At 69.2% G+C, this 23,487-nt stretch carries 24 protein-coding genes; 16 read left to right on the top strand and 8 right to left on the bottom strand.

Going from position 1 to position 23,487, the window contains the following annotated elements:
- Positions 1–252: 252 nt before the first annotated feature.
- Positions 253–1,305 carry a glycosyltransferase gene (locus NL126_RS01080; protein WP_255197052.1) on the top strand — a complete coding sequence of 351 codons (1,053 nt, stop codon included), beginning with the start codon at positions 253–255 and terminating at the stop codon, positions 1,303–1,305.
- Between the two features lie 7 nt (positions 1,306–1,312).
- On the opposite strand, the gene folP is transcribed toward NL126_RS01080, so the two are convergent.
- Positions 1,313–3,736 (bottom strand): dihydropteroate synthase, encoded by a 2,424-nt coding sequence (folP, locus tag NL126_RS01075; RefSeq protein WP_255197051.1) that lies wholly within the window; start codon positions 3,734–3,736, stop codon positions 1,313–1,315.
- Between the two features lie 180 nt (positions 3,737–3,916).
- Here folP and NL126_RS01070 point away from each other — a divergent pair, with 180 nt between their 5' ends.
- Positions 3,917–5,002 carry a CNNM domain-containing protein gene (locus NL126_RS01070; protein ID WP_255197050.1) on the top strand — a complete coding sequence of 362 codons (1,086 nt, stop codon included), beginning with the start codon at positions 3,917–3,919 and terminating at the stop codon, positions 5,000–5,002.
- 1 nt (position 5,003) lies between these two features.
- Here the strand turns inward: NL126_RS01070 and NL126_RS01065 are convergent, their stop codons facing one another.
- On the bottom strand, positions 5,004–5,660 hold the full coding sequence (locus tag NL126_RS01065; RefSeq protein ID WP_255197049.1) for an HAD family hydrolase: 657 nt from the start codon (positions 5,658–5,660) through the stop codon (positions 5,004–5,006).
- 178 nt (positions 5,661–5,838) lie between these two features.
- Entirely contained in the window at positions 5,839–7,413 is a 1,575-nt protein-coding gene (gene purH, locus NL126_RS01060; RefSeq protein WP_255197048.1) for a bifunctional phosphoribosylaminoimidazolecarboxamide formyltransferase/IMP cyclohydrolase, read from the bottom strand.
- Between the two features lie 169 nt (positions 7,414–7,582).
- On the opposite strand from purH, the gene purB reads away from it, so the two are divergent.
- From purB to NL126_RS01045, 3 genes are read left to right on the top strand one after another with little or no spacing between them, the layout of a single operon-like run.
- A complete protein-coding gene (gene purB, locus NL126_RS01055; protein WP_255197047.1) occupies positions 7,583–8,959 on the top strand; it encodes an adenylosuccinate lyase in 1,377 nt (458 codons plus the stop codon).
- Positions 8,960–9,010: 51 nt separating this feature from the next.
- Positions 9,011–9,703: a TVP38/TMEM64 family protein gene (locus tag NL126_RS01050; protein WP_255197046.1), complete on the top strand. Its 693-nt coding sequence runs from the start codon at positions 9,011–9,013 to the stop codon at positions 9,701–9,703.
- 47 nt (positions 9,704–9,750) lie between these two features.
- Positions 9,751–10,362: a phosphoribosyltransferase gene (locus NL126_RS01045; protein WP_255197045.1), complete on the top strand. Its 612-nt coding sequence runs from the start codon at positions 9,751–9,753 to the stop codon at positions 10,360–10,362.
- A 1-nt stretch (position 10,363) separates the two neighbouring features.
- On the opposite strand, the gene NL126_RS01040 is transcribed toward NL126_RS01045, so the two are convergent.
- Positions 10,364–10,861: a LabA-like NYN domain-containing protein gene (locus NL126_RS01040; RefSeq protein WP_255197044.1), complete on the bottom strand. Its 498-nt coding sequence runs from the start codon at positions 10,859–10,861 to the stop codon at positions 10,364–10,366.
- Positions 10,862–11,610: 749 nt separating this feature from the next.
- Here NL126_RS01040 and dapA point away from each other — a divergent pair.
- From dapA to NL126_RS00990, 10 genes are all read left to right on the top strand, one after another.
- Complete coding sequence (gene dapA, locus NL126_RS01035; RefSeq protein ID WP_255197043.1) at positions 11,611–12,510, top strand: 4-hydroxy-tetrahydrodipicolinate synthase; 900 nt, start codon at positions 11,611–11,613, stop codon at positions 12,508–12,510.
- Entirely contained in the window at positions 12,507–13,241 is a 735-nt protein-coding gene (gene dapB / locus NL126_RS01030) for a 4-hydroxy-tetrahydrodipicolinate reductase (RefSeq protein ID WP_255197042.1), read from the top strand. The genes dapA and dapB overlap by 4 nt, the downstream gene beginning before the upstream one ends.
- Positions 13,238–14,068: a 2,3,4,5-tetrahydropyridine-2,6-dicarboxylate N-succinyltransferase gene (locus tag NL126_RS01025; protein ID WP_255197041.1), complete on the top strand. Its 831-nt coding sequence runs from the start codon at positions 13,238–13,240 to the stop codon at positions 14,066–14,068. Before dapB ends, NL126_RS01025 begins: the two co-directional genes overlap by 4 nt.
- A complete protein-coding gene (lysA, locus tag NL126_RS01020) occupies positions 14,065–15,288 on the top strand; it encodes a diaminopimelate decarboxylase (protein WP_255197040.1) in 1,224 nt (407 codons plus the stop codon). The genes NL126_RS01025 and lysA overlap by 4 nt, the downstream gene beginning before the upstream one ends.
- 4 nt (positions 15,289–15,292) lie before the next feature.
- Positions 15,293–16,153 (top strand): diaminopimelate epimerase, encoded by an 861-nt coding sequence (dapF, locus tag NL126_RS01015; RefSeq protein WP_255197039.1) that lies wholly within the window; start codon positions 15,293–15,295, stop codon positions 16,151–16,153.
- Positions 16,154–17,230: a M20 family metallopeptidase gene (locus NL126_RS01010; RefSeq protein ID WP_255197038.1), complete on the top strand. Its 1,077-nt coding sequence runs from the start codon at positions 16,154–16,156 to the stop codon at positions 17,228–17,230.
- A gap of 50 nt (positions 17,231–17,280) precedes the next feature.
- A complete protein-coding gene (locus NL126_RS01005; RefSeq protein WP_255197037.1) occupies positions 17,281–18,360 on the top strand; it encodes an endonuclease/exonuclease/phosphatase family protein in 1,080 nt (359 codons plus the stop codon).
- A 48-nt stretch (positions 18,361–18,408) separates the two neighbouring features.
- On the top strand, positions 18,409–18,915 hold the full coding sequence (locus tag NL126_RS01000) for a PUA domain-containing protein (protein WP_255197036.1): 507 nt from the start codon (positions 18,409–18,411) through the stop codon (positions 18,913–18,915).
- Between the two features lie 183 nt (positions 18,916–19,098).
- Positions 19,099–19,500, top strand: coding sequence for a nascent polypeptide-associated complex protein (locus tag NL126_RS00995; RefSeq protein ID WP_255197035.1), 402 nt, complete (start codon positions 19,099–19,101; stop codon positions 19,498–19,500).
- Positions 19,497–20,228 carry a methyltransferase domain-containing protein gene (locus NL126_RS00990; RefSeq protein ID WP_255197034.1) on the top strand — a complete coding sequence of 244 codons (732 nt, stop codon included), beginning with the start codon at positions 19,497–19,499 and terminating at the stop codon, positions 20,226–20,228. Before NL126_RS00995 ends, NL126_RS00990 begins: the two co-directional genes overlap by 4 nt.
- A 99-nt stretch (positions 20,229–20,327) precedes the next feature.
- Here the strand turns inward: NL126_RS00990 and NL126_RS00985 are convergent, their stop codons facing one another.
- The 4 genes from NL126_RS00985 to NL126_RS00970 form a co-directional block, all read right to left on the bottom strand.
- Positions 20,328–20,921 (bottom strand): DUF6517 family protein, encoded by a 594-nt coding sequence (locus NL126_RS00985; RefSeq protein ID WP_255197033.1) that lies wholly within the window; start codon positions 20,919–20,921, stop codon positions 20,328–20,330.
- A 330-nt stretch (positions 20,922–21,251) separates the two neighbouring features.
- The gene (locus tag NL126_RS00980) at positions 21,252–21,581 is read right to left on the bottom strand and encodes an RPA12/RPB9/RPC11 RNA polymerase family protein (protein WP_255197032.1); all 330 of its coding nucleotides are present in this window, start codon (positions 21,579–21,581) and stop codon (positions 21,252–21,254) included.
- A gap of 88 nt (positions 21,582–21,669) precedes the next feature.
- The gene (locus NL126_RS00975) at positions 21,670–21,987 is read right to left on the bottom strand and encodes an RPA12/RPB9/RPC11 RNA polymerase family protein (protein ID WP_255197031.1); all 318 of its coding nucleotides are present in this window, start codon (positions 21,985–21,987) and stop codon (positions 21,670–21,672) included.
- A gap of 89 nt (positions 21,988–22,076) precedes the next feature.
- Positions 22,077–22,334: a DUF5789 family protein gene (locus NL126_RS00970; protein WP_255197030.1), complete on the bottom strand. Its 258-nt coding sequence runs from the start codon at positions 22,332–22,334 to the stop codon at positions 22,077–22,079.
- Between the two features lie 98 nt (positions 22,335–22,432).
- Between NL126_RS00970 and NL126_RS00965 the strand changes: the two genes are divergently transcribed.
- Entirely contained in the window at positions 22,433–23,485 is a 1,053-nt protein-coding gene (locus tag NL126_RS00965) for a hypothetical protein (RefSeq protein ID WP_255197029.1), read from the top strand.
- Positions 23,486–23,487: the final 2 nt, after the last annotated feature.

The following is a 23,487-nucleotide window of genomic DNA, read 5'->3' as shown; positions in this document are numbered from 1 at the left end:
GTCGCGCGGCTCGCTGCGCTCCTCGCTCGGCTTCGCCTCGCTGTGGTGCTTGCGTCGCCGTGCTTCCCGTAGCGCGTCGCCCCTTTCAGTCCCACCCGCACCGACTGACCGATCGAGCGTCGCGGGTGGGACTTTCGAGGTGGTTTCGACTGCTCCGTCGCCACAACTGTCGAATCCACTGTCTCCCGCGTCTGTTTACTCTCCTGCTAGCGTCTCCATCGGGTTTTTCTCCCCCGCCTGCGCTGTCGGGGTATGCGCGTCGCCGTCGTCGCCAGCGAGACGAGCCAGTCGTCACCGCGACAGGGGGTCGCCCGCACGCAGGCGCTCGCCGAGGCGCTCGCCACCCGCGGCCACGAGGTCCGGGTGTTCTGCACGCAGTGGTGGGACGGCTACGACGTGGTCCGCGAACGCAACGGCGTCACCTACCACGCGGTCACCATCGCGCCCGCCGAGACCTCGTTCGTCGCCCGCGTCGGCGTGCTCGTCGCTCGGTTTCGTCCCGACGCGGTCCACGTCACCCCGGACCCGCCAGTGGCAGTTCTCTCGGCGAAGCTCGGCGCGACGCTCGCACGTGCCCCGCTCGTGGCCGACTGGTACGGCGACGAACCGCTCGGCGGGCGACGGTTCGTCCGGGCAGCGGGCCGTGCGCCCGACCGGGTGCTCTGTCCCTCCCACTACGTCGAGTCGCTGGTGTGGGAAGCCGGCGTTCCCGAAGCCGCCACGGCGGTCCTCCCGGAGTTCGTCGACTTCGACGCGATTCGCGAGACGCCGCCCGCCGAGGATGCGCCCGATGTCGTGTTCGCCCGACAACTCGACGAGGACTGTAACCTCGAATCGCTGCTGCTCGCGCTCGCCGAACTCCGGGGCCGCGACTGGACCGCGACCGTCGTCGGCGACGGCCCCGAACGCGCCGCGTACGAGCAACAGGTCGCAGAGCTCCGCATCGACGACCGCGTGGCGTTCGTCGGCGAACTCGACCGGGCGCAGCGCATCGCGCTCTACCGGGGCGCACACGTGTTCGTCCACACCGCACTCCGCGAGTTCTTCGCAACCGAGTTGCTGTGGGGACTCGCGTGCGGCTGCGTGGGTGTCGTCGAGTACCAGAAGGAATCGGCCGCCCACGAACTGGTGGAGCGTCGTGAACGCGGGTTCCGCGCGACGACGCCCGAGGAGATCGAGGACGCCATCATTGAGGCCGGCGACTACGGCGAGCGAACCGTCGACGAGTCGTTCCTCGAGTTCGACCGCGACGAAGTGGTGACCGACCTCCTGGACTGTTACACGGATCTGGGTGCGGGGGACTGACTCGGGGTCAGACCGAGTCCGGGTCGTCCGCGGCCTCGCTGGTCCGTACGGCGGCGACGTTCTCGGCGACGTCGTGGACCCGGAGGATGTCCGCGCCGCGCTCGGCCGCGACCGCACTCGCCCCGACGGTGGCGTGGAGCCGGTCGTCGGGGTCGTAGCCCAGCAGGTCGAACATCGACTTGTGCGAGTGCCCGACGAGGACGGGACAGCCGAGCGCGTGGAACTCGTCGATTCGCCCCAGGAGCTCGAAGTTCTCGCGCTTCGTCTTCCCGAAGCCGAGCCCGGGGTCGACGATGATCTGCGAGCGGTCGAGCCCGGCCTTCTCCGCGAGCAACACGCGCTCGACCAGCGCGTCGATGGTGTCCTCGACCACGTCGTCGTACTCGATCTCCGTCGCGGGGTCGACTGGCGTCTCGATGGAGTGCATCACCACCACGGGAACGTCGTACTCGGCGGCGACGAGCCGCATCTCGGGGTCTTCGAGTCCCGAGACGTCGTTGAGGATGTCCGCGCCAGCGTCGAGTGCGGCGCGGGCGACCGCCGCCTTCCGGGTGTCGACCGAGACGAGGGCGTCGAGGTCGGCGAGTTGCTCGACGACGGGGACGACGCGCGCTTTCTCGTCCTTGACTGACACTGGCTCGGCGCCGGGGCGCGTGGACTCGCCACCAACGTCGATGATGTCCGCGCCGTCGGCGACCATCTCCTCCGCGCGGGCGACCGCAGCCTCGACCGCCTCGTACTCGCCGCCGTCGTGGAAGGAGTCGGGCGTGACGTTCAGGATGCCCATGACGGCGGTGCGGTCCTCCCACGGGTAGCCCTGTGACGACACGGGCTGGAGCCCGAGCGTCTCGCGGAGCCGATTCCCGAACTGGTCGAGCCCGTGCGGCTGGCCGTCGAGCGACTCGACGAGTCGGTCGAACTGCGCGAGCGTCCCCATGAGTACGACGTCGACGAGCTCGCGGCCCCGCTCGGTGACGCCGGAGGTCGCACACTCCCCGCCCAGCCCCCGGAACTCCTGTGTGAGGTGGCTCGCCTGCCGTGACTGGACGCGGGCCTTCACTACGCGATGGACGCCGCGGCCACCGAGTCGCTCGATGCCGTCTTCGGGCACGTCCGCGTCGCGGAGGACCGCTTCGGCAGTCTCCGCATCGGGGACCCGCTTCGGTACGTCGACCGCGGTCCAGCGGCGGCGCGCTTCGGCGACGACGAACAACGAGCCGGTGACGAGCACCGCGTCCCCGTCCGCGGCGGCGGCGAGTGCCGTGTCGAGCGCGCTTGCCACGTCCTCGCCGACGACCACCTCGTCGGCGCGGCCCTCGAACGACTCCGCGAGCACGTCCGGGCGCTCGGCGCGCTCGAAGTCCGGGCGACAGGTGTAGACGGTCGTCGCCTCGCCGAGCGCCTCGGCCATCCCGGCGTGATCCTTGTCTGACATCGCGCCGAACACGAGGTGGAGGTCGTCGTAGTCGAACTCCGCGAGCGTGTCGGCGAGTCCAGCACACCCGCCGGGGTTGTGCGCGCCGTCGAGGACGACGAGCGGCGCGCGATCGAACACCTCGAACCGGCCCGGCCAGTGGGCGTTCCGGAGCCCACGAGCGAGTTCGGCGTCCGAGACGTCCGCGACCTGTCGGGCGAGCGCGGCCGCGACGCCTGCGTTTCGTGCCTGGTGTTCGCCCACGAGCGGGAGCCGGGCGTCGACCGACCAGTCGTCGGTCGCGAGCGTGACTGCCCCCTCGAGCCCGACGCGCCCTTCGTACGTGGCTCCGAGGTCGGCGTCGTCACCCCCGACGGTGAACACGTCGGCGACCTGCGCCTCGATGGCGTCGAGCGCCTCCCCCGTGGCGGCGGTCACGAGCGGGTTCGAGTCGGCGGCGACGTGCGCCTTGTCGCGGGCGATTTCGGCCTCCGTGTCGCCCAAGAGGTCGGCGTGTTCGAGCGTGACGCTCGTGACGGCGCTGGCGACGGGGTCGACCGCCGAGGTGGCGTCGTGCTTGCCACCGATGCCGACCTCGAGCACGGCGATGTCGACGTCCTGTCGGGCGAACTCCCACAGCGCCATCCCGGTGACGGTCTCGAAGAACGTCGGCGAGTCGTCGACGGCGGCCCGCTCGGTCACGTAGTCGTCGACCGTCTCGACGAACGCGCAGACCGCGGACTTCGGCATCTTCCGACCGTTGACCCGCACCCGCTCGCGGACGTCGTCGAGGTGCGGCGAGGTGTAGAGCCCCACGTCGAGGCCGGCCTCGCGGAGGGTGCGTTCGAGCATCCGGGCCGTCGAGCCCTTCCCGTTGGAGCCCGCGATCTGCACGCACCGGAGGTCGGCGTCGGGCGCGCCGAGCGAATCGAGGAGGTGGCGGGTGTGTTCGACGCCCGTCCGCGGGGAGTAGCGGCGGAGGTCGAACAGCCAGCTGGCCGCCTCGTGATACTGCATACTCGAAGCAGCCACGGCGCGCGCTTAGGCGTGTCGAACTGTGGAGGGTGCTGCGGCCGACGCCGACACGGCGGTTCCTCGCGTGCGGTCGTCCCGCCGGACGGCTCCGGTGGGGCAAAAGGCTGGTGGCCGGGCTGCTTTCCCTGGCCCTTTTGTTCCGGCCGGCCGACGTGCGAGGCGATGAACTCCCTGGAGATCGCGATTCGACTGTTCGCCGGCATCCTGCTCATCCTGGCGAACGGCTTCTTCGTCGCCATCGAGTTCGCGTTGACGCGCGCCCGGCAGTTCACCGAGGAGGAGTTCGTGGGCGAGGGCTCCCCCGCGCTCGAACGGGCCTGGGAGATGACCCACGAGCTCGAAATCTACCTCACGACCTGTCAGGTGGGGATTACGGCGTCGAGCATCGCGGTCGGTATCGTCGCCGAGCCCGCACTCGCGGCCATCTTCGAGCCGCTGTTCGCGAACTCCGGGCTCGCGGCGGTCGGCGCCGGAGCGATTCTCGCGTTCCTCATCATCAACCTCGTCCACCTCACCCACGGCGAGCAGACGCCGACGTATCTGGGCGTCGAGCGCTCCCGGTTCGTCTGCCGGTACGGCGCGACGCCGCTGTACTACTTCAACCGGCTCATCTCGCCGATCATCACGCTCGGCGATGCGGTCGCGAAGTGGACCCTGAAGCTGTTCGGCATCGAGATGACTGGCGCGTGGCTCGAAACCGAGGAGGACGTCATCGAGTCGCGAGCGGACCTCCACCGCAAGCTCGGCTCGGTGCTCGACGAGGGTGACCTCCCCGAGGAGCGCCGCGAGGAGGTGTTGAACGCGCTGCAGATCGGCGAGCGCCCCGTCCGGTCGGTGATGGTCGACACCGACGACATCGTCCCGCTCTCGACGGCCGTCGACTCCAAGGAGAACTTCCGACGGATGGAGGACCATCCGCACACACGCTACCCGCTGGTCGGCGAGGACCTCACCGACTTCAAGGGCATCGTCTACCTGCCGATGCTGGCCAAGCACCGTGCGGACCTCGAAGACGGCGAGGTGGATTTCACGGAGCTCGCCGCGCCGCCGATGACGATGTCGCCGGAGACGAGCGTCAGCGACGCGGTCGACCAGTTCCAGACCGAGAACCAGGAGCTCGCGCTCGTCATCGAGGACGGCGCCGTCGTCGGGATGGTAACCGTCACGGACCTCCTGGAGTCGGTGATGGGCGACATCGAGGACCCCATCGACATCGGACAGGCCGGCACGACCGGCGTCGGCGCGTAGCTCACCTGCCCACGAGCCCGTCGAGTTCCGACAGCGAGCGTATCTCGTGGGTCGGCTCGACCGCAAGTTCGCGGTCGCGGTTGTGCGCACGACGGACGAACGCCGAGTCCAACCCCGCGTTGTGGGCGGCCGCGACGTCGCTCTCGCTGTCGCCAACGTACAGCGCCGTCTCCGCGCCGAGGTCGTCGAGCGCCCGGTCGAGGTAGTGGGGGTTCGGCTTCTTCAGCGTGAGGCTCTCGACGGTCATCGGCCGCCCGTAGTAGGTGTCGAATCGGAGGTCGAACCGGTCGAGGACGAACGCGACGGTAGTGTGGTGGTTGTTGCTCACGACCCCGCGCGGGTGCGAGAGGTCGTCGAGCGCGGCCACGTCGTCGTACGTCGTCCGCGTGCCGGCGCGGAACTGTTCGAGCTGCGTCCGCTCGTCGTGGCGTTCGCGGGCGTCCCACAGCGTCTCGGCGTCGAGGTCGTACGCCCCGGCGACCTCGTGGAGCTGGTCGGGAGTGACGCTCCCGACGATGGCGTCGAGGTGTTCACGCTCGGGCGTTTCGACGCCGACCGCGCGGAAGGCCGCGCGACCGGCGGCGTACCGGTGTTCCTCGGCTGGCGGCTCGACGAGCACGCCGTCGTTGTCGAACAGCACCGCGTCGTAGGAGGGCATCGTCTGGTGGTCGTGTTCCCAGCGGTGTGATAGATTTTCCGGTCAGTCGTGTCTAAAACACCGTAAGACCCTCGTTGGTCGTCTCACGAGCTTTAGACACTCCGTTCAGTCGTGCCTGAAGCACGGTTGCACTTCGCTTCACTCGTGCAACCTGCTTCCACCATTTCTTCGCTAGCGCTCAGTCATGGCGGAAGCACCGCTGCCCGGTGAACACCATCGCCATGTCGTGATCGTCGGCCGCTTCGATGACGTCCTCGTCGTTGACCGAGCCGCCGGGCTGGATGACGGCCTCGATGCCGGCCTCCGAAGCCTGCTCGATGCCGTCGGGGAACGGGAAGAAGGCGTCAGAGGCCATCACCGCGCCCTCGCTGTCCTTCCCCTCGGCGTGTTCGTCGGCCTTCATCGCCGCCAGTCGGACGGCGTCGACGCGGGAGACCTGCCCCATGCCGATGCCGACCGTCTCGGTGCCTTTCGCGAACACGATAGCGTTCGACTTGACGTGCTTGATGGTCTGCCACGCGAACAGCATCGCGTCGAGCTGCTCGTCGGTGGGTTCGCGCTCGGTGACGACTTCGAGGTCGTCGCGCGTGAGCTTCTGGCGGTCGCGCTCCTGGATGAGTCGCCCGCCAGTGATGGGCTTCTCGGCCATCGGCTCCGTGATCTCGGAGAGGTCACCGACGTCGAGCACGCGGAGGTTGTCCTTCGAGGTGAGAACGTCGAGCGCCGCGTCGGTGTACGAGGGCGCGACGACGACCTCCTTGAACGAGTCGACGACCTGTTCGGCGGTGGCGGCGTCGCACTCGCGGTTGAGCGCGACGATGCCGCCGAACGCGCTCATCGGGTCCGTCGAGAGCGCCCGTTCGTAGGCGTCGGCGAGCGTGTCCGCGGTGGCGCAGCCCGCCGGGTTCGTGTGCTTGATGACCGCGGCCGCGGGCTCGTCGAACTCCTTGATGAGGTCGAGCGCGCCGTCGGCGTCGTTGTAGTTGTTGTACGAGAGCGACTTCGCGCCCTCGTTGAGCTGGGGAGCGCTGACGACGTTCGCCTCGGTGCAGGCGCCGTCGGCGTACAGCGCGGCGTTCTGGTGGGGGTTCTCGCCGTAGCGGAGTTCTGTCGCGAAGTCGTCCGTCGCGACGCGGCGGGCGGGGAACTCACCGTCGTCGTCGCCCTCGACGGTCACCTCGCCGGCGTCGTGGTCGACCTCGACGCGGTCCTCGGCGAACCACTTCACTGCGCGGGGGTAGGCCGTGAACTCCCCCTCGTAGAGGACGCGCTCCTTGAGCGACTCCTCGTCGTCGCCCTCGAAGACGGGAATCGGTTCCTGGGTGACGATGGGGCCGCCGTCCACGGTTTCATCGACGACGTGGACGGTACAGCCGCTGAGACGAACGCCCGCGTCGAGGACTTGCTCGTGGGCGTCGAAGCCGGGGAACGCGGGGAGGAGCGACGGGTGGACGTTCAGCGTGGTGGGCACCTCGTCGAGGAACCCCTCGGTCAGCACGCGCATGTAGCCGTCGAGACACAGCAGTTCGAAGTCGTAGGTGTCGAGGCGGTCGAGCACGCGGGCCTCGTGCGCCTCGCGCGACTCGTCGTCGGCACGGGTGACGACCTCGGTGGCGATACCGCGCTCCGCGGCGGCTTCGAGGACGGGTGCGCCCTCCTGGTTCGACAGGATCACCGCGAACTCCACGTCGAGCGTGTCGGCGATGTGCAGCAGGTTTCGCCCCCGGTTGGAGGCCATCCCGGCGAGTTTCATACCTGTCTCCGACTCCCGTGGCCGCAAAGTAGTTGCGGTCCGGCGTGCGCGACTTGTGCAAATATGTGCATTACTCGATGCTGTTCCCTCGAGCATTTAAATACTCGAATGCACGAAGGTGCCGCTCACGACCGACACGCTTTTTCGACGCCTGGCCGCACCCTCGACCATGACAGACCGGGGACCCCTCTTCGCCGTCTCGCCGCTCGACGGGCGGTACACCCGCTACACCGAACCGCTCACCGACTACGCCAGCGAGGCCGCGCTCATGCGCGCTCGCGTGCAAGTCGAGGTCGAGTACCTTATCGCCCTCACCGACCTCGCCCAGACGTTCGACCTCACGGCCGACCAGAAGGCCGACCTCCGGGCGCTCTACGAGGAGTTCGATGCCGAGGACGCGGCAATCATCAAGCAACTGGAGACCGAGGGTTGGAAGGAGTACACGGCGACGAATCACGACGTGAAGGCCGTCGAGTATTTCGTTCGCGACGCGCTCCCCATCGAGGGTGCCGGACCGTTCGTCCACTTCGCGCTGACGAGCGAGGACGTGAACAACCTCGCCCACCGGATGCTGGTCAAACCCGCCGTCGAGGAGGTGCTGGTGCCCGAACTCCGCGACCTCCGCGATACGCTCTCGGAGATGGCCCACGAGTACCGCGACCTCCCGATGCTCGCCCGGACGCACGGCCAGCCCGCGACGCCCACGACGTTTGGGAAGGAGGTGGCCGTCTACGCCGCCCGGCTGGGCCGGGCAATCGGCGAGATCGAGCGTGCCGCAGACGGTCTCGCGGGCAAGCTCGCGGGTGCGTCGGGGACGTACGCCGCCCACCACGTCGCCTACCCGGAGGTGGACTGGCCGGCCTTCTCGCGGACGTTCGTCCAGTCACTTGGCCTTGAGCACCGCGACCTCTCGACGCAGGTCAACCCCTGTGACGACCTCCAGAGCGTGTTCGACACGCTGCGGAACGCGAACAACGTCCTGCTCGACATGGACCGGGACATGTGGCTCTACGTGAGCCAGCGCTACCTCGGACAGGAGACCGTCGAGGGCGAGACCGGGTCGTCGACGATGCCGCACAAGGTGAACCCCATCGACTTCGAGAACAGCGAGGGGAACCTCTCGAAGGCAAACTCCGACCTCGTGTTCCTCGGCGACTACGTGACGACCTCCCGCCTGCAGCGTGACCTCTCGGACTCCACGGTGAAGCGGAACATCGGCGCGGCACTCTCCCACTGTCTCATCGGCTACGGGAAGGCGCAGCGGGGACTCGGCAAGGTCACGCCCAACGAGCAGGTGATGCGCGAGGACCTGGCGGCGAACCCCGAGGTCATCGGCGAGGCGGTCCAGACCATCCTCAGACGGGAGGGCGACGAGCAGGCGTACGAGCGCATCAAGGAACTGACGCGAGGCCAGCGTGCCTCGCTCGAGGATTTCCGCGACCTGTTCGACGACCTCGACGTCTCGCCCGAGGTACGCGAGGAACTGCGGGCGCTCACTCCCGAGGGGTACACCGGCATCGCCTCGGAACTCGTCGGCGACATCTGAGGCGACATCTGAGGCGACTAGGCTTTTCTCGTCGGCGCGACTCGGTCACCTGTGCCCGTCTTCGTCTCCCGACGTGCCCGCCGCACAACCCTGGTGTGGGTCGCCGTCCTCGTCGTGCTGTTCGCCGTCGGGGTCCTGCTGGGTCGCCGCTACGCGCCCGTGGTGACCGACCCGGTCACGCTCCGCGCGCTCGTCAGCGGGTTCGGCCCGTGGGCGCCACTCGCGTTCGTCCTCCTGCAGGCCGCACAGGTCGTCGCCGCCCCCATCCCGGGGCAGGTACTCGGCTTCGTCGGCGGCTACCTGTTCGGGACGCTCCACGGTGCGCTCTACAGCCTGCTCGGCGTCTCGCTCGGGAGTGCCCTCGCCTTCGCCCTTTCGCGGCGGTACGGTCGCCCGTACGTCGAGCGCGTACTCACTGCCGAGACGCTCGAACGGTTCGACGACGTCGCCGCCGAGAACGCGACGTTCGCGCTGTTCGTCGCCTTCCTCGTTCCAGGGCTCCCGGACGACGCGCTCTGTTTCGTCGCGGGACTCACGGAGGTTCCGCTCTGGAAACTCGTCGCCATCGCCGTTGTCGGCCGCGGCCCGGCGTTCCTGCTCGCCGCGTTCGTCGGGTCGGAGACAGCCACGGGAGGCTACGCTGCCGCGACGCTCGTGACAGCGGCGCTCGTGGTGCTCTCTGTCGCCGGCTTCCTCGCCCGAGACCGCATCACGGCGTGGCTCGGCGGCCCGAGCCGCCGCTGACCTCGTTGCAGGGCGAACGTTTTGCTCGCTGCCGTCGAACGTCACGTATGTTCACAGACCGCACGGACGCCGGGCACCAGCTCGCGGACCACCTCCGGGCGGCGGGAATCGAGGCGGACGTGGTCCTCGCCGTGCCGCGCGGCGGGCTCCCGGTTGCACGCCCGGTCGCCGACGCGCTGGGCGCGCCGCTGGACGTGGTCGTCGCCCGAAAGCTCGGCGCGCCGGGCAACGCCGAACTCGCCATCGGTGCCGTCGCCGACGACGGGAGCTACTGGGTGAACGACGACCTCGTCGGTCGACTCGGCGTCCGCGAGGAGTATCTGGAGGACGAGCGGGAACATCAGGCGGAACTCGCCCGACAGAAGGCTGACAGCTACGCGCGGGGTGTCGATCTCCGGGACAAGCGCGTGGTCATCGTCGACGACGGCGTCGCCACGGGCGCGACGACGCTGGCCTGCATCCGCCGGGTGAAGGCGGCCGGGGCGAGTCACGTCACCCTCGCGGTGCCTGTCGGCCCTCCGGACACCCTCGACTGGCTGGCTCGCGAGGCGGACGCGGTCGTCGCGCTCGAAGAGCCGCCGGGATTCGGCGCCGTCGGCGCGCACTACCGCGACTTTCGGCAGGTCGAGGACGACGACGCGCTCGTGTTCCTGCGATAGACTACAGCAGGTACTTATCCTCGTTCTCGCTCATGTCGACGAACGAGTCGGCGGCCTCCCGGAGCTCCTTGGCCGTCGAGGAGCCGAAGCCGAACACCTCGACGCGGACGCCCTGGTGGCGCAGGTGGGTGCAGAGCCGCGTGAAGTCGCCGTCGCCCGAGCAGAGCGCGACCACGTCGACGTGGTCACCGAGCGTGACGGCGTCGAGGACGATGCCGACGTCCCAGTCGGCCTTCTTCGAGCCGTCGCCGAACGTCTTGATCTCCTTGATCTTGGTCTCGAAGCCGATGTCGCGCAGTGCCTCGAAGAAGCTCTCCTCTTCGGGGGACTCGGCGCGGATGACGTACGCGATGGCCCGGACGAGTTCACGGTCCATGACTGCGGTGTCGAGAAGCGACGTGTAGTCGATGTTCCGAGAGTAGAGGCTGTGTGCGGTGTGATAGAGGTTCTGTGAGTCGGCGAGCACGGCGACCCGCTGGCTCCCGTGGAGGGGTGGCATACTCGATTCTCTCGGCACTCGGTTGAAAGAGTGTCGCTAGGATTCGCATGTCGTGGAATGTGAATCTCCATCGTTGGCAACACCTCGGAAGCCCTCGCGGTCTACACTCGCGCGTACCGTGAGACTCGCTTCGCTCGTCTCACGCTCGTTGCGCTCCTCGCTCGTTTCACTCGCTGCGGTGCTTACGTCGCCGTGCTTCGTGTAGACCGCTCGCCCTTCCAGTCCACCAGGCCCGCAACCACAGCCTCCCCAACCGACTGCGCTCCTCGGTGCTTCGCACCTGCGGTGCTCATCCCTCGCGTGGTACTGGCTCGTCACGAGGACTCGCCAGCACGCGCCGACACTCCGTGAATCGTTCGTCGCCCTGGCGGACTGGAAGGGCGAGCGCGTTCGGCGAACCCGGACGACGCAAGCACGTGACCGGAGGCAGCGCGCGCAGCGAGTCCCTGGAGCCGAACGCGCGAGGGCTTCCGAGGTGTCGCTACTGGGTTTCACGGCTGCGATTCTCCCGGTCCCCGTCTACACTCCTCGGCAAACATCGGTAGCGGACGCAACGCCTAAGTCCGCAGAACACAGTCGATGAGACATGGACCCAGTCACACCCGGTCGTCCGGCCCACGCCACCGACCGGTGTGACGGCCGTTTCTCGAAAGGCAAACGCCCGTAACTTCGGCTCCCGGCGAGCGTGGCGTCTCGTCGCGGGCCATCTCGGGCATCGCCTTCAGACTACATCCACAGGACACATCCACATGACACACAACACGTTCGCCGGCGTCTTCCCGGCACTCACGACCCCCTTCCACGAGGACGGCAGTATCGACTTCGACCTACTCCAGGACAACGTTCGACGGCTCGAACGCGGCGGCGTCCACGGCGTCGTCCCGGTCGGCACGACTGGCGAGTCCGCGACGATGAGCCACGACGAGCACGTCGAGGTCATCGAGGCCGTCGTCGACGCAGCCGAGGACATCCCGGTCATCGCGGGCTCCGGCTCGAACAACACCCGCGAGGCGCTCGACCTCTCACAGCGCGCCGCGGATGCAGGCGCCGACGGCCTACTCCTCATCTCACCGTACTACAACATCCCTGAACCACAGGGCATGGAGGACCACTTCCGGCAGATCGCCGACGCGGTCGACCTCCCACAGATCGTCTACAACGTCCCCGGCCGCACAGGACGAAATATCGCCGTCGAGACGGCGGTCAACCTCTCGTCGCACGAGAACATCGTCGGCTACAAGGCCGCCTCCGGCGACCTGAATCGGGTCGCGGAGGTCATCGAACGCACGCGCCACGAGAACTTCTCCGTGCTGTCGGGCGACGACCAGCTCACCCTCCCCATCATGTCCATGGGCGGGACGGGAACCATCTCGGTCGCGGGCAACGTCGAACCCGAGCGAACCAGCCAGATGGTCGACTACGCCCTCGAGGAGGACTACGCCGCGGCCCGAGAGCTCCACTACGAGCTCGGTCCGCTGTTCAGAACGCTGTTCATCGAGACGAACCCCATCCCGGTGAAGGAGGCGCTCGCCATCCGCGGGCACATGCCTGCGACGATGCGCCCGCCCCTCTCGCGGATGCAGGAGGAGAACCTCGCGGAACTCCGCGCAGTGCTCGAGGACCTCGAAGCGGAGGCGCCCGAAGCGTGAGGGTCGCGGTCGCCGGGGCCACGGGCCGCACGGGTGGCGAGGTCGTCGCGGAGGCTGACGAGCGGGGCCACGCGGTGCTCGCGTTGTCTCGCGAGCCCACGGACGAGCAGCGCGACCTCGCGGACCTCCCCGCGATACTCCGCGACGAAGCCAGCGTGCTCGTCGACTTCACCGTCCCCGGCGCGACGGTCGAGCATGCACGCATCGCCGCCGAGACCGGGACGCCCATCGTCATCGGGACGACGGGGTTCGACGATGCCCAGCTCGACGCGCTCGACGACGCGGCCGCTGAGGTGCCCATCCTCCGGGCATCGAACTTCGCGAAGGGCGTGCAGGCGCTCCTGCGCGTCGTCCGCGCGGGCGTCGAGGCGCTCCCCGAGTACGACGTGGAAGTGACGGAGACCCACCACCACGGGAAGCGCGACGCCCCCTCCGGGACGGCAACAACTGTCTTGGACGAAATCGACTCCGCCCGCGGGGACGCACTCGACCGTGTGTACGGACGCGAGGGCAACCACGTGCGCGAGCAGAGCGAGGTGGGGGTCCACGTCCGCCGAGCGGGCACCGTCCGCGGCGAACACGAGGTCATGCTCGCGGGCGACGACGAGGTGCTGACGCTCACGCACCGCGCCGAGTCCCGGCGCGTGTTCGCCGCGGGTGCGGTCGACGCCGCCGAGTGGCTCGTCGACCGCGACCCCGGCCGCTACGACTTTACCGAGGTGTTGTCATGAGTCTGGAATCCGACGTCTCCGACCTGTGGAACCGCTATCAGAACGACCTCTCCGCCGAGACGGCCGACGAAGCGGACTACGCCGTCCTCGACGCCTTCCTCGACGCCCTCGAAACGGGCGAGATTCGCGCCGCCGAGAAGCGCGGTGGCGAGTGGGAGGCCAACGCCTGGGTGAAGGAGGGCATCCTCCTGAACTTCGGACTTCGGAGCATCCAGACGCACACGTACGGCGACGTCGACTACCACGACGTGCTTCCCCTCAGACGAACCGACGACTTCCCCGGCCGCGGCAGCCGCAACACGCCGACCGGGACGGTCGTTCGCCGCGGCGCGTACGTCGGCAGCGACGCTATCCTCATGAGCCCCAGCTTCGTCAACATCGGCGCGCACGTCGGCGACGGCACGCTCGTCGACTCCTGTGATACGGTGGGGTCGTGTGCGCAAATCGGCGAGAACGTGAAGCTGGGCGCGAACACGCTCATCGGTGGCGTCCTCGAACCGGTCGAGGGTGCGCCCGTGATCGTCGAGGACGGCGTCTCGCTGGGCGCGGGCTGTCGCGTCACGAGCGGGTTCGTCGTCGGCGAGAACTCCATCGTCGGCGAGAACACGCTGCTCACGCCCCGGATTCCCGTGTATGATTTGGTCGACGAGGAAATCATCTACGGCCACCTCCCCCCGGAGCGCCGGGCGTTCATCCGCTACGTCGAGTCGAGTGTGGGGGACCACGACCTGTTCGAGGGTGGGGCGTACAAGCCCGCCGTCGTCGCGACGCACGTCGAGGAGGACACGCTGGAGGCGACGCAACGCGAGGAGGCCCTTCGGGAATGAACGAGAACCCCGCGGTCCGCCGGCTCGCCGACTGGGACGCCGAGCGGCTGCGGGACCTCGCGGATGCCCACGAGACACCCACCTACATCCTCGACCTCGGCCGCGTCAGGGAGAACGCCGCGCGCCTCCGCGAGGCGTTTCCCGACGCTGACCTCGCCTACGCGGTGAAGGCGAACACCACGAACGCCGTCCTCGAGACGCTCGAAGCGACGGGCGTCGACGCCGAGTGCGCCGCCGCCGGCGAGGTGAAGCGCGCCCTCGACGCCGGCTTCGACGGCGAGCGCATCCGCTACACGGCGGTCAACCCCCCCGACCGGGACCTCGACTACATCTCGGAGGTCGCACGTGCCCACGACATCGTCGTGACCGTCGGCTCCGAAGACAGCCTCGACCGGATGGCCGAACGCGGATTTCAGGGGCAGCTCTGCGTCCGGGTCAATCCGGGTGTGGGCGCGGGCCACCACGCGAAGGTGCAGACGGGCGCGGAACCGAAGTTCGGCGTCCCCTACGACCGCGCCACCGCCGTGGTCGAGCGTGCCCGCGAGGTGGGCGACCTCGTGGGCATCCACGCCCACGCCGGCAGCGGCATCTCGGGCGACGACCTCTCGGCGCACGAGGAGTTCGTCGCGCGGATGGGCGACCTCGCGCGTGAGGTCGGTGACCTCGAGTTCGTCGCCGTCGGCGGTGGCTTCGGCGTCCCGTACCACGAGGACGAACCGCCGCTCGATTTGCACGCGGTCGCCGCTGCGACCCGCGAGGCGCTCGGCGACGTGAGCGCGCGGATGGCCATCGAACCCGGTCGCTACTTCGTCGCCGACGCGGGCGTATTGCTCGCGACGGTCAACACGGTGAAGGAGACGCCCGAGACCACGGTGGTGGGCATCGACGCTGGTATGACGACCCTCATCCGACCGGCGCTGTACGACGCCTACCACGCGGTTCGCTCGCTGGAGCCCGACGTGCCCCGCAAGCGCGTCGTCGACGTCGAACTCGCGGGGCCGGTCTGCGAGACGGCCGACGTACTCGCGCGCGACCGCCCGCTCCCCGAGCCGACGCGTGGCGACCTGCTGGCGATCGGCAACGCCGGCGCGTACGGCTACGAGATGGCGTCGAACTACAACTCGCGGCCCCGCCCCGCGGTCGTCGCGCTCGACCACGGCGACGACCGGCTCGTCGCCCGACGCGAGGACCTCACGGATCTCACCCGACTCGAACATTAGACCAATGATAGACGTACAGAAGTACCACGGAACTGGCAACGACTTCGTCGTGGTCGACGCGGCACAGGACGTCCCGGACCGCCGGGCGTTCGCGCGCGTCCTCTGCGACCGAGACACCGGCATCGAACACGACGACTCCCCGCGACGCGGCGCGGACGGCGTCCTCTTTCTCGCGCTCGAAGACGAGTACTGTCCGTCGCGTATCGTGATGACGCTCGTCCAGCCCGACGGCTCCGTCGCCGCGATGTGCGGCAACGGCGCGCGCTGTGCGGCCGCGTGGGCCGCGAGCGAGACGGGCTGTGACGAGGTGATGATCGACACCCAGAGCGGCACGCGCCGCGCGACCATCGACGGCGACGACGTCACCATCGAGATGGGTGCACCGGCGTTCGACCCCGCGAAGGTCCCCGTCGACGCCGACGAACCTCTGATTCAAGAGGAGGTTGAGGGGCAGACCGTCACGGCGGTCAACACCGGCGTCCCGCACGCCGTCGCGTTCGTCGACGATGTGGACGCGGTGGACCTCGACGACATCGCCCCTGCCGTGCGCTATGCCGACCTGTTCCCCGAGGGTGCGAACGTGACGCTCGCCGCCGAAGACGGGAGCGGATTCCGCCAGCGTACCTACGAGCGCGGCGTGGAAGGCGAGACCCAGTCCTGTGGAACGGGTGCGGTCGCCGTCGCGGCGGTCGCCCACCGACTCGGCAAGCTCGAGGCCGACCAGCCGGTTCGTGTGTCGCCGCCGGGCGGCGACCTCGAAGTCACGGTGAGCGAGACCGGATCGACGCTTCGCGGCCCCGCAGTCTTCGAATTCCTCGACCAGGTCTCGCCGCGACCGTCGCCCTCGGCGCCAGCGGACGACTGAATGGTGGGGTCGGCTTCTGCGTTCGACCTGCTCGCGTTCCACGAGCGCGCCGTCGAAATCGACTCCACCGAGTCGGTCGACGAGATGCGCGAGTTCCTCGTCGAGACGCTCGCCGAGTACGGGCTCGACCCCGAGGTGGACGACGCGGGCAACACGCTCGCGACGAAGGGCGACGGCTCCCCCCATCTCGTGCTCAACACGCACATCGACACCGTTCCGCCGCACGTCGCCTACGAGCGTGACGGCGACGTGGTTCGAGGGCGGGGGTCGTGCGACGCGAAGGGACCACTCGCGGCGCTGCTCGACGCCTTCCTCGCGCACGACCCCGACGGCCGACTCACGCTCGCCATCACGCCCGACGAGGAGGTGCTGTCCATCGGGGCGGCGGCGCTCGACCTCGACGCCGACGGCTACATCGTCGGCGAGCCGACGGGCCTCGACGTCTGCAACGCCGCGAAGGGGCGGTTCGAGGGGACCGTCACCGTCGAGGGCGTGGCGGCTCACGCCGCGGAACCCGACTCGGGCGCGAACGCCATCCACGGCGCCGCGCCCGCGATCGCGGCGCTCGACAGCTACGACGACGCACACGGTCCCGGCACCCACGACTCGCTGGGCGCGCCGACGCTACAGGCGACGACCATCGAGGGCGGCGAGGCGACGAACCAGCTCCCCGAGCGGTGTGCGTTCACGGTCGACCGGCGGAGCGTCCCGCCCGAGACCGCCGACGACTTTCGGGAGACGCTCGAAGCCCATCTCCAGGCGGCTGCCCCCGACGACGTCGACGTGTCGTTCGCGCTCACCGAGCGCCCGACGCCGTTCCTCGAAGCGTTCCACACGCCCGAAGGCGACCCGCTGGCGGCGACGCTCGCCGCCGAGGCAGGCGGGGAGATTCGGCCGTTCTCCGCGGCGACGGAGGCGTCGTACTTCGCGTCGGACGCCCCGACGGTCGTGTTCGGCCCGGGCGTCCTCGCCGACGAGGAGGGCGCGGTCGCCCACGCCGAACGCGAGTACGTCCGTCGGAGTGACATCGAGGCCGCCGCGACCGCGCTCCGGGCGACGCTCGCGGCGCTCGTGTAGTCGGGTGAACCGATGTAACTGTTTTAGGCCGACCGTTCCAAGCAGCCTCCGTGTCCCTCAGCCGCCGTGCTGCCCTGCGTGCGGTCGCGGCTCTCCCTGCAGCGTCGATTCCGCGCGTGCCGTCGTGGGCAGCCGCCGAGGAGACGCGCGTGATGACGCGGAACCTCGGCCTCGGTGCCGGACTGTTCCAGCTCCTCTCCGCGGACGAAATCGACCCGGACCTTGTCTACCGGAAGTACCGCGAGGTCGTCGACTCGGGCGTCCCCACACGGATGCGCGCCATCGCCGAGGAGATCGACCGCGAGCGCCCTGCCGTCGTCGCCATCCAAGAGGCGGCGACCGTATCGCGCGGCGCCACGGGTAGGGAAGCGACGCAGCCCGTCGCCGCGTTCCTCTCGCAGTTGCAGGCGGGACTCCGGACGCTCGGCGCGCCGTATCGCGTCGCCGTGACGGTCGAGAACGCCGGGGTCACGCTCCCGGCGACACCCCCCGAAGGGGAATCCTTCACGGTCGGACTGGTCGATCACGACGCGCTGCTCGTCCGCGAGGACGTCCCCGTCGCGGCGACGGCGGCGGCCAACTACGGCGTGAACGCCCGGGCGACGGTCGGCGACCGGACGCTGACGGCGACTCGCGGCTACTGTCTCGCGGAGGTTGAACTCGGCGGGGTCGAGACGACCGCGGTTTCGACGCATCTCGCGTCGAGTTCGGGGACGATCCGGCGGGTCCAGACCGCGGAACTGTTGAGTGCGCTCGACTCCCGAGCCGACCCGGTGTTGTTGTTGGGCGATTTCAACAGCGGCCCGGGTGCTGGCGAGTCGTCGGCGTACGCCTCGCTGGCGCGGGAGTTCACGGACGCGTGGGTCGTCGCGGAGGCCGACGGGCCGACGTGCTGTCAGCTCCCGACGCTCCACAACGTCAACTCGCGGCTGCGTCGGCGAATCGACGCCGTGTTCGTCCGCGGGTCGGTCGAACCGCTGGCGGTCCGGCGGACTGGCGAGACGCCGGCCGCGCGCGTCGACGTGGGCGACCGGACGCTCTGGGCGTCGGACCACGCGGGCGTCATCGCCGACCTTCGAGTGGCGCCGTCGCTCGACGATCCGAGCGCCGTGGTCCGCGCGCTGCTGTAGCTGAACGAACGCGAAAGCCGTATCAGCCGCCGGGGCCGACGGCGAGGCATGGACGCCGAGGAACGCCAGACGCTCTCGACCGTCGCCGACTACCAGTTCGGCTCGGGCGCGGGCGTGGCGCTGTTCCCCCCCAACGAGAATCCGACGGTCCAGCGTACCCGCTCTGGGCGGCCGACGCAGATTCACACCGAGGCTGATACCCCCGGTGGGACGCCCGACGGCGCGCCGGACGGTCGCCGCATCGTCTCCTACGAGGACGACGGCCGGTTCCGGCTCGGGCTCGCCGGCGGCGAGCGACTGCTGGCGGCGCTCCCCGACCCGATGGGTCGCGTGGTCGTCGGTGACGAGTCCGAGCCGTTCGTCCGCGACGGGAAGAACGTGTTCGCGAAGTTCGTCAGCCGGGTCGGCGAGGAGATTCGACCGGGCGACGAGGTGGCCGTCGTCCACGAGCGCGGCGACCTGCTGGCGGTGGGCCGGGCGGAACTCTCGGCTTCGGAGATGCGAGCGTTCGACACCGGAATGGCGGTCAAAGTCCGCAACGGCACGGGCGAGTAGCGAACAGGCGGACCATGGGGTACGCTCGGTGGCGGTCCACACACCCGCCTCGACCACCGAGCACTCCGTTCAGCGCACGCCGCCGGTGGCCGCCCGTTCGTTGATAAACCCTCGCCGGTTGCGGGAACCTCGAGGACAGGGACAAAGCGAGAACTTTTCCTTTCGGACGACGACGACCCGGGTATGTTTGGAGGAGGCGGCGGGCTCAACCCCCGGAAGATGAAGCAGATGATGAACCAGATGGGTATCGACCTCGACGACATCGACGCCGAGGAAGTCATCATCCGAACCGCAGACGAGGAGCTGGTGTTCCACGACGCCGACGTCCAGCGGATGGACGCCCAGGGGCAGCAGACGTACCAGATCGTCGGCGAGCCGGACGTCCGCCCCCGCGGTGAGGGTGGGTCGGCCGACGCCGACGCCGATACCGACGACGAGTCGAGCGACGAGGCAGCCGAGGACGCTATCCCCGAGTCCGACGTCGACATCGTGGCCGGGCGGACCGGCGCGTCGAAGGCCGAGGCCCGCGAGGCGCTGGAGGCGACGAACGGCGATCTCGCGGCGGCCGTCGAGCGGCTGGAGTGAGCTACCTGCTCGTCCGCGAGGACCGGGAGTATCTCGTCGAGCCCGGCGAGCGACTGGAGTCCGACCTCGGCATCCTCGAGGTCCCCGAGGACGTCGCTGAGGGTGACGAACTCGAGACCCACATCGGCGAGCAGTTCGTCGTTCGGAAGCCGCGCGGCCCGGACCTGTTCGAGCATCTCGAGCGCACGGGCGCGCCGATGATGCCCCGGGACATCGGCCTCGTCGTCGGGCACACGGGCGTTGGCGCGGACGACCGCGTGCTCGATGCCGGCACGGGCACCGGAATTCTGGCGGCGTATCTCGGGCGACTCGGCGTCGCCGTCGTCTCGTACGAACAGAACCCGGAGTTCGCCGAGGTGGCACGCGAGAACATGACGACCGCAGGTGTCGCGGACCACGTCGAGGTCCGGGCGGGCGATCTGACCGACGACCTCGACGACCTCTCGGGGTTCGACGGCGTGACGCTCGACACCGGCGACGCCCCCGAGGTCGTCGCTCGTGTCCCCGACCTCGTCGTCCCCGGCGGGTTCGTCGCCGTCTACTCGCCGTTCGTCGAGTCGACGCGCGACTGCGTCGAGGCAGCGCGCGAGGCGGAACTGGTGGACATCGAGTCGCTGGAGACCATCCAGCGCGGCATGGACTTCGACGCGCGGGGCTCGCGCCCCTCGACCCGCGGCGTCGGTCACACCGGCTATCTCACGTTCGCCCGCCGCTCCGTCCTCGAGTAGTCCGGGCCAACGTTTTTGTGAACTTGTTGAGATGTCTCCGCTGCGGTACTACCCGTGCCGCCCCGGGACTATGCGGAGCGTAGCGCGAGGCCGGCTTCGTCACCGTACGTCCCTGATGAGGCTCAACAGCTCGTCCCGGTATGCTCCCGCGTCCCTTTGTTCCTCGACCGCCTGAAAGCCCGCTTCGGGGTACGCACCGCCAGCAAGTCGGAAGCCGTCGCCGTTCCAGACGGCGAGCCAGCCGGCGACCTGCAGGTCCACAGTACGCCCGTCGGTTTCGAGCGGGTAGATCGCCCGGAAGTTGCTGAGCCGGGCGCGGTCGCCGTCGATGCGGATGGTCTGTGAGCGCCCACGGTCGACCTCCGAGAAGCCGCGCTCCCGGAGGTCCTTCGCGAACGTGCGTTGGGCCTCGGAGGCGACAGTCGACTTCACCAGCGGCGCGAGGCCGGGTGCCAGCGGCGGACTGAAGGTGAGCGCGGTGGCGAAGAAGAACCGCCAGGTCTGGTCGACGCCCGTGCGCTCGTGGACGCGCTCGCGGAGCGCCGCATCCTCGTACAGCAGGGTGTGGCCCTCGACCGTCACGGTCGGGAGCTGGAACACCGTGTCCGTCGTCTCCTCCTGAAGTTCCCAGCCGCCGCTGTCGAGTCGCTCCGTCGGAACGACCGGTGCCGCGGCCGTCCGGTCCGTTGACATACACCCTCTACGGACGCCGCAGACAAAAAGGCGGTCGTGGTCGGTGCGGAGGTGAAGCGTGCCGCTGCCTCGAGTGGCGGATGCGACGGCGATGGCCCACCCGTCGGCGGCCTACAGCCGATCAACGACTTCGGTAGCGAAGGGTGCCGTGATCTCTCAAGGTGGTCTACCACTACTGCGTCGAACGAGGCGCACACAGAACAGCAGTACATCCCACTCCCCCACGGCGTTCTCCCCCGTTTCCTATCGTCCGAGCGACCAGCCGGCGGGCTGCTCGGTGGCGGTCGAACCCTCCCTTCGTACGGCCCGGTGTCGTCGTGTCGAAGTCGGTCAGTGGTCGTCTTCGCGCCACTTCTGCCCGCACTCCACGCAGGTGAAGAAGCGGGTCTCGGACTCGTCGGCCGCGCGGATCTGCTTCATCTCGTAGCGGGCGCGCTCGCCGTCGCAGTCCTCGTTGATACACTGCATCCTCGTCGTCGGGCCGATCTCGGAGTCGTCGACCTCCGACATGTCGACCGGGCCGTCGTCGCTCTGGCCCTCTGTCGTCGTCATCGCCGCCTCGCTCGCCGAGTCACGCAGCTGCTCGTGGCCACAGGACCGACAGACCCAGCTGTCGCCCTCGGTATGCATCATCGAGCCGCATTCGTCGCAGAATTGCATCTGACTGAGTAGTGGTTCTGTATCGGCGAGTGTAAGCCTCTCGCTTTGCTGCCGTCGCCCTCAGCTCGGATGGTGTCGTCTCGGAGCCTCAGGATTCGCGCCACTTGCGGCCACACTCTACGCAGGTGAACAACCGAACCTCGTAGGAGCCGCCCGGCTTCGGCATCATCTTGTAGTTGGCCCGGTCGCTGTCACAGCCCGGCTCTGGACAGGCCTGCCGTACCGTCTCGGTCGACTCGTGGTCCGCCTCGGCCACGCTCGGGGTTCCGTCATCCTGCTGGTCCTCCCTGAGCGACATCTCCGCTTCGGCGTGCGAGTCGCGAGCCTGCTCGTGCCCGCACGAGCGGCACACCCAGGTGCCGCCCTCGGTGTGCATCATCGAGCCGCACTCGTCGCAGAATTGCATTCGTACGCTCCCGTAGCCGTGGGCGACGTATGTAAACAACGGGGTTCACAGCAGCTGGCCTCTGACTCGCAGCCAGCGGCGCTGGCGGGCTACGCGTCGCCCTCGGCCTGTCCGGGCTCGCCGACTGCCTCGATGGGCAGGAACTGGTACAGCTCGGCTTCGAGTTCGCTGCTGGACTCGAACCGGTTGCTCGACAGCCGGTCGACGACGGTGTCGAGGGGCGCTTCCCCGTCGGCCATAAGCAGCGTCACGTCGTCGACCTCGCCCGCGATACGGCGGCGTGAGAGCGGGTAGTCGAGGGTCTCGAGGAACGTCGGCAGTCGGCTGAGCTTCACGGTTCGACTCATGTGGAACCGTGTAGGATTCCCTGGTATAAAGGTATGGCAGTAATGGGCCGGGCGCAGATCGCCGGAAGGCATATCCTTCCCGCCGCAAACCCCGACGCATGCCCTCCCGACGGACGTTCCTTGCGGGGCTCGCGTCGGCCGGTGTGGCGACGACCGCCGGCTGTGTCGGCGGTCTCGACCGGCTGGTCGGCGGCGGTGGCCCGCCCGCGTACACCGACTGGCTCCACCGGCCGGTGACTGCGACCGCACCCGACCGCTACGTGGCCGCCTCACTCGACGTGGCGGCCGTCCGGGCGAACCGCGAGACGCTTCCCGACTCGGCGCGCGACGCACTCGACCGCGCGGACCGACTCGCCGGGAGTGTCTCGCTCGCCGACGTCGACCGGCTGACCGCCCTCGGCTACGGCGCACCCGACGCCGGGAGCGCCGGACTGACACTCGCTGCCAAGGGGACGTTCGACACTGCCGCGATACGTGCGGAGATCGGGGCCGACGACTCGAGCCTCGTCGTCGACGAGGGGACCCGCGAGGGGTTCCAGCGCTACAGCTACGAGCCCTCGCTGTTCGCCGACCTCCGACAGTTCCAGGGCGACGAGCAGCCGACACCGCCGGACCTCACCTTCGGCCTCGCCGCGAGCGACGCGGCGCTCGTTGCGGGGCTCGTTCTCTCGCCCGACGTGCGTGGACTGGCTGCGGTCCGGGCGGCGGTCGACACGCACACCGGCGCCGAGACAGGGGTGACCGACGACCGCGCGATGGCGGATCTGTTCGCGACCGTCGGCGACCGCACGCTCGCGGTGGGGCTGTCGACGGCGCTCACCCGCGACCTCGCGACACAGGTCGACGACGCGGCGACGCGCTCGCTGCTCGACGACGCGGACGGCCTCGGGTTCGGCTACGCACTCGCCGACGAGACGCTGCGCGTGGCGCTCGCGGCCGACCCCACGGACCTCGCGGACCCTGAGCGCGTGCGGACGATACTGGAGGACGCGACCGACGACGAGGGCGAAGACGGCCCGACCGTCGAACGGGTCGGCGTCGCCCGCAGCGGCCGGGTGGTGTACGCGGACCTCGCAGTGCCGGTCGCGCGCGTCGTCGACGCGGGCGAGAACGTGACGGTCACCGACCCACTCGGCACACCGGCCGGCTGAGG

This window comes from Halorarius litoreus, from assembly GCF_024362405.1.
Taxonomy (GTDB): Archaea; Halobacteriota; Halobacteria; order Halobacteriales; family Haloarculaceae; genus Halorarius; species Halorarius litoreus.
Note: the sequence above shows the minus strand (reverse complement) of the source record. Positions and strands in the feature narration are given on the sequence as shown.

What these genes read in the sequence shown, in the direction of transcription:
- NL126_RS01065 (WP_255197049.1), bottom strand. Translation starts at nt 5,660, where the DNA reads ATGCCCTCCTACGACGCGGTGCTGTTCGACAACGACGGCGTGCTCGTC.
- NL126_RS00970 (WP_255197030.1), bottom strand. Translation starts at nt 22,334, where the DNA reads ATGAGTCGAACCGTGAAGCTCAGCCGACTGCCGACGTTCCTCGAGACC.
- NL126_RS01080 (WP_255197052.1), top strand. Translation starts at nt 253, where the DNA reads ATGCGCGTCGCCGTCGTCGCCAGCGAGACGAGCCAGTCGTCACCGCGA.
- lysA (WP_255197040.1), top strand. Translation starts at nt 14,065, where the DNA reads ATGAACGAGAACCCCGCGGTCCGCCGGCTCGCCGACTGGGACGCCGAG.
- NL126_RS01045 (WP_255197045.1), top strand. Translation starts at nt 9,751, where the DNA reads ATGTTCACAGACCGCACGGACGCCGGGCACCAGCTCGCGGACCACCTC.
- NL126_RS01040 (WP_255197044.1), bottom strand. Translation starts at nt 10,861, where the DNA reads ATGCCACCCCTCCACGGGAGCCAGCGGGTCGCCGTGCTCGCCGACTCA.
- purB (WP_255197047.1), top strand. Translation starts at nt 7,583, where the DNA reads ATGACAGACCGGGGACCCCTCTTCGCCGTCTCGCCGCTCGACGGGCGG.
- NL126_RS01025 (WP_255197041.1), top strand. Translation starts at nt 13,238, where the DNA reads ATGAGTCTGGAATCCGACGTCTCCGACCTGTGGAACCGCTATCAGAAC.
- purH (WP_255197048.1), bottom strand. Translation starts at nt 7,413, where the DNA reads ATGAAACTCGCCGGGATGGCCTCCAACCGGGGGCGAAACCTGCTGCAC.
- NL126_RS01070 (WP_255197050.1), top strand. Translation starts at nt 3,917, where the DNA reads ATGAACTCCCTGGAGATCGCGATTCGACTGTTCGCCGGCATCCTGCTC.
- NL126_RS00965 (WP_255197029.1), top strand. Translation starts at nt 22,433, where the DNA reads ATGCCCTCCCGACGGACGTTCCTTGCGGGGCTCGCGTCGGCCGGTGTG.
- NL126_RS00985 (WP_255197033.1), bottom strand. Translation starts at nt 20,921, where the DNA reads ATGTCAACGGACCGGACGGCCGCGGCACCGGTCGTTCCGACGGAGCGA.
- NL126_RS00975 (WP_255197031.1), bottom strand. Translation starts at nt 21,987, where the DNA reads ATGCAATTCTGCGACGAGTGCGGCTCGATGATGCACACCGAGGGCGGC.
- NL126_RS00995 (WP_255197035.1), top strand. Translation starts at nt 19,099, where the DNA reads ATGTTTGGAGGAGGCGGCGGGCTCAACCCCCGGAAGATGAAGCAGATG.
- NL126_RS01010 (WP_255197038.1), top strand. Translation starts at nt 16,154, where the DNA reads ATGGTGGGGTCGGCTTCTGCGTTCGACCTGCTCGCGTTCCACGAGCGC.
- NL126_RS01000 (WP_255197036.1), top strand. Translation starts at nt 18,409, where the DNA reads ATGGACGCCGAGGAACGCCAGACGCTCTCGACCGTCGCCGACTACCAG.
- dapF (WP_255197039.1), top strand. Translation starts at nt 15,293, where the DNA reads ATGATAGACGTACAGAAGTACCACGGAACTGGCAACGACTTCGTCGTG.
- NL126_RS00980 (WP_255197032.1), bottom strand. Translation starts at nt 21,581, where the DNA reads ATGCAATTCTGCGACGAATGCGGCTCGATGATGCATACCGAGGGCGAC.
- dapA (WP_255197043.1), top strand. Translation starts at nt 11,611, where the DNA reads ATGACACACAACACGTTCGCCGGCGTCTTCCCGGCACTCACGACCCCC.
- folP (WP_255197051.1), bottom strand. Translation starts at nt 3,736, where the DNA reads ATGCAGTATCACGAGGCGGCCAGCTGGCTGTTCGACCTCCGCCGCTAC.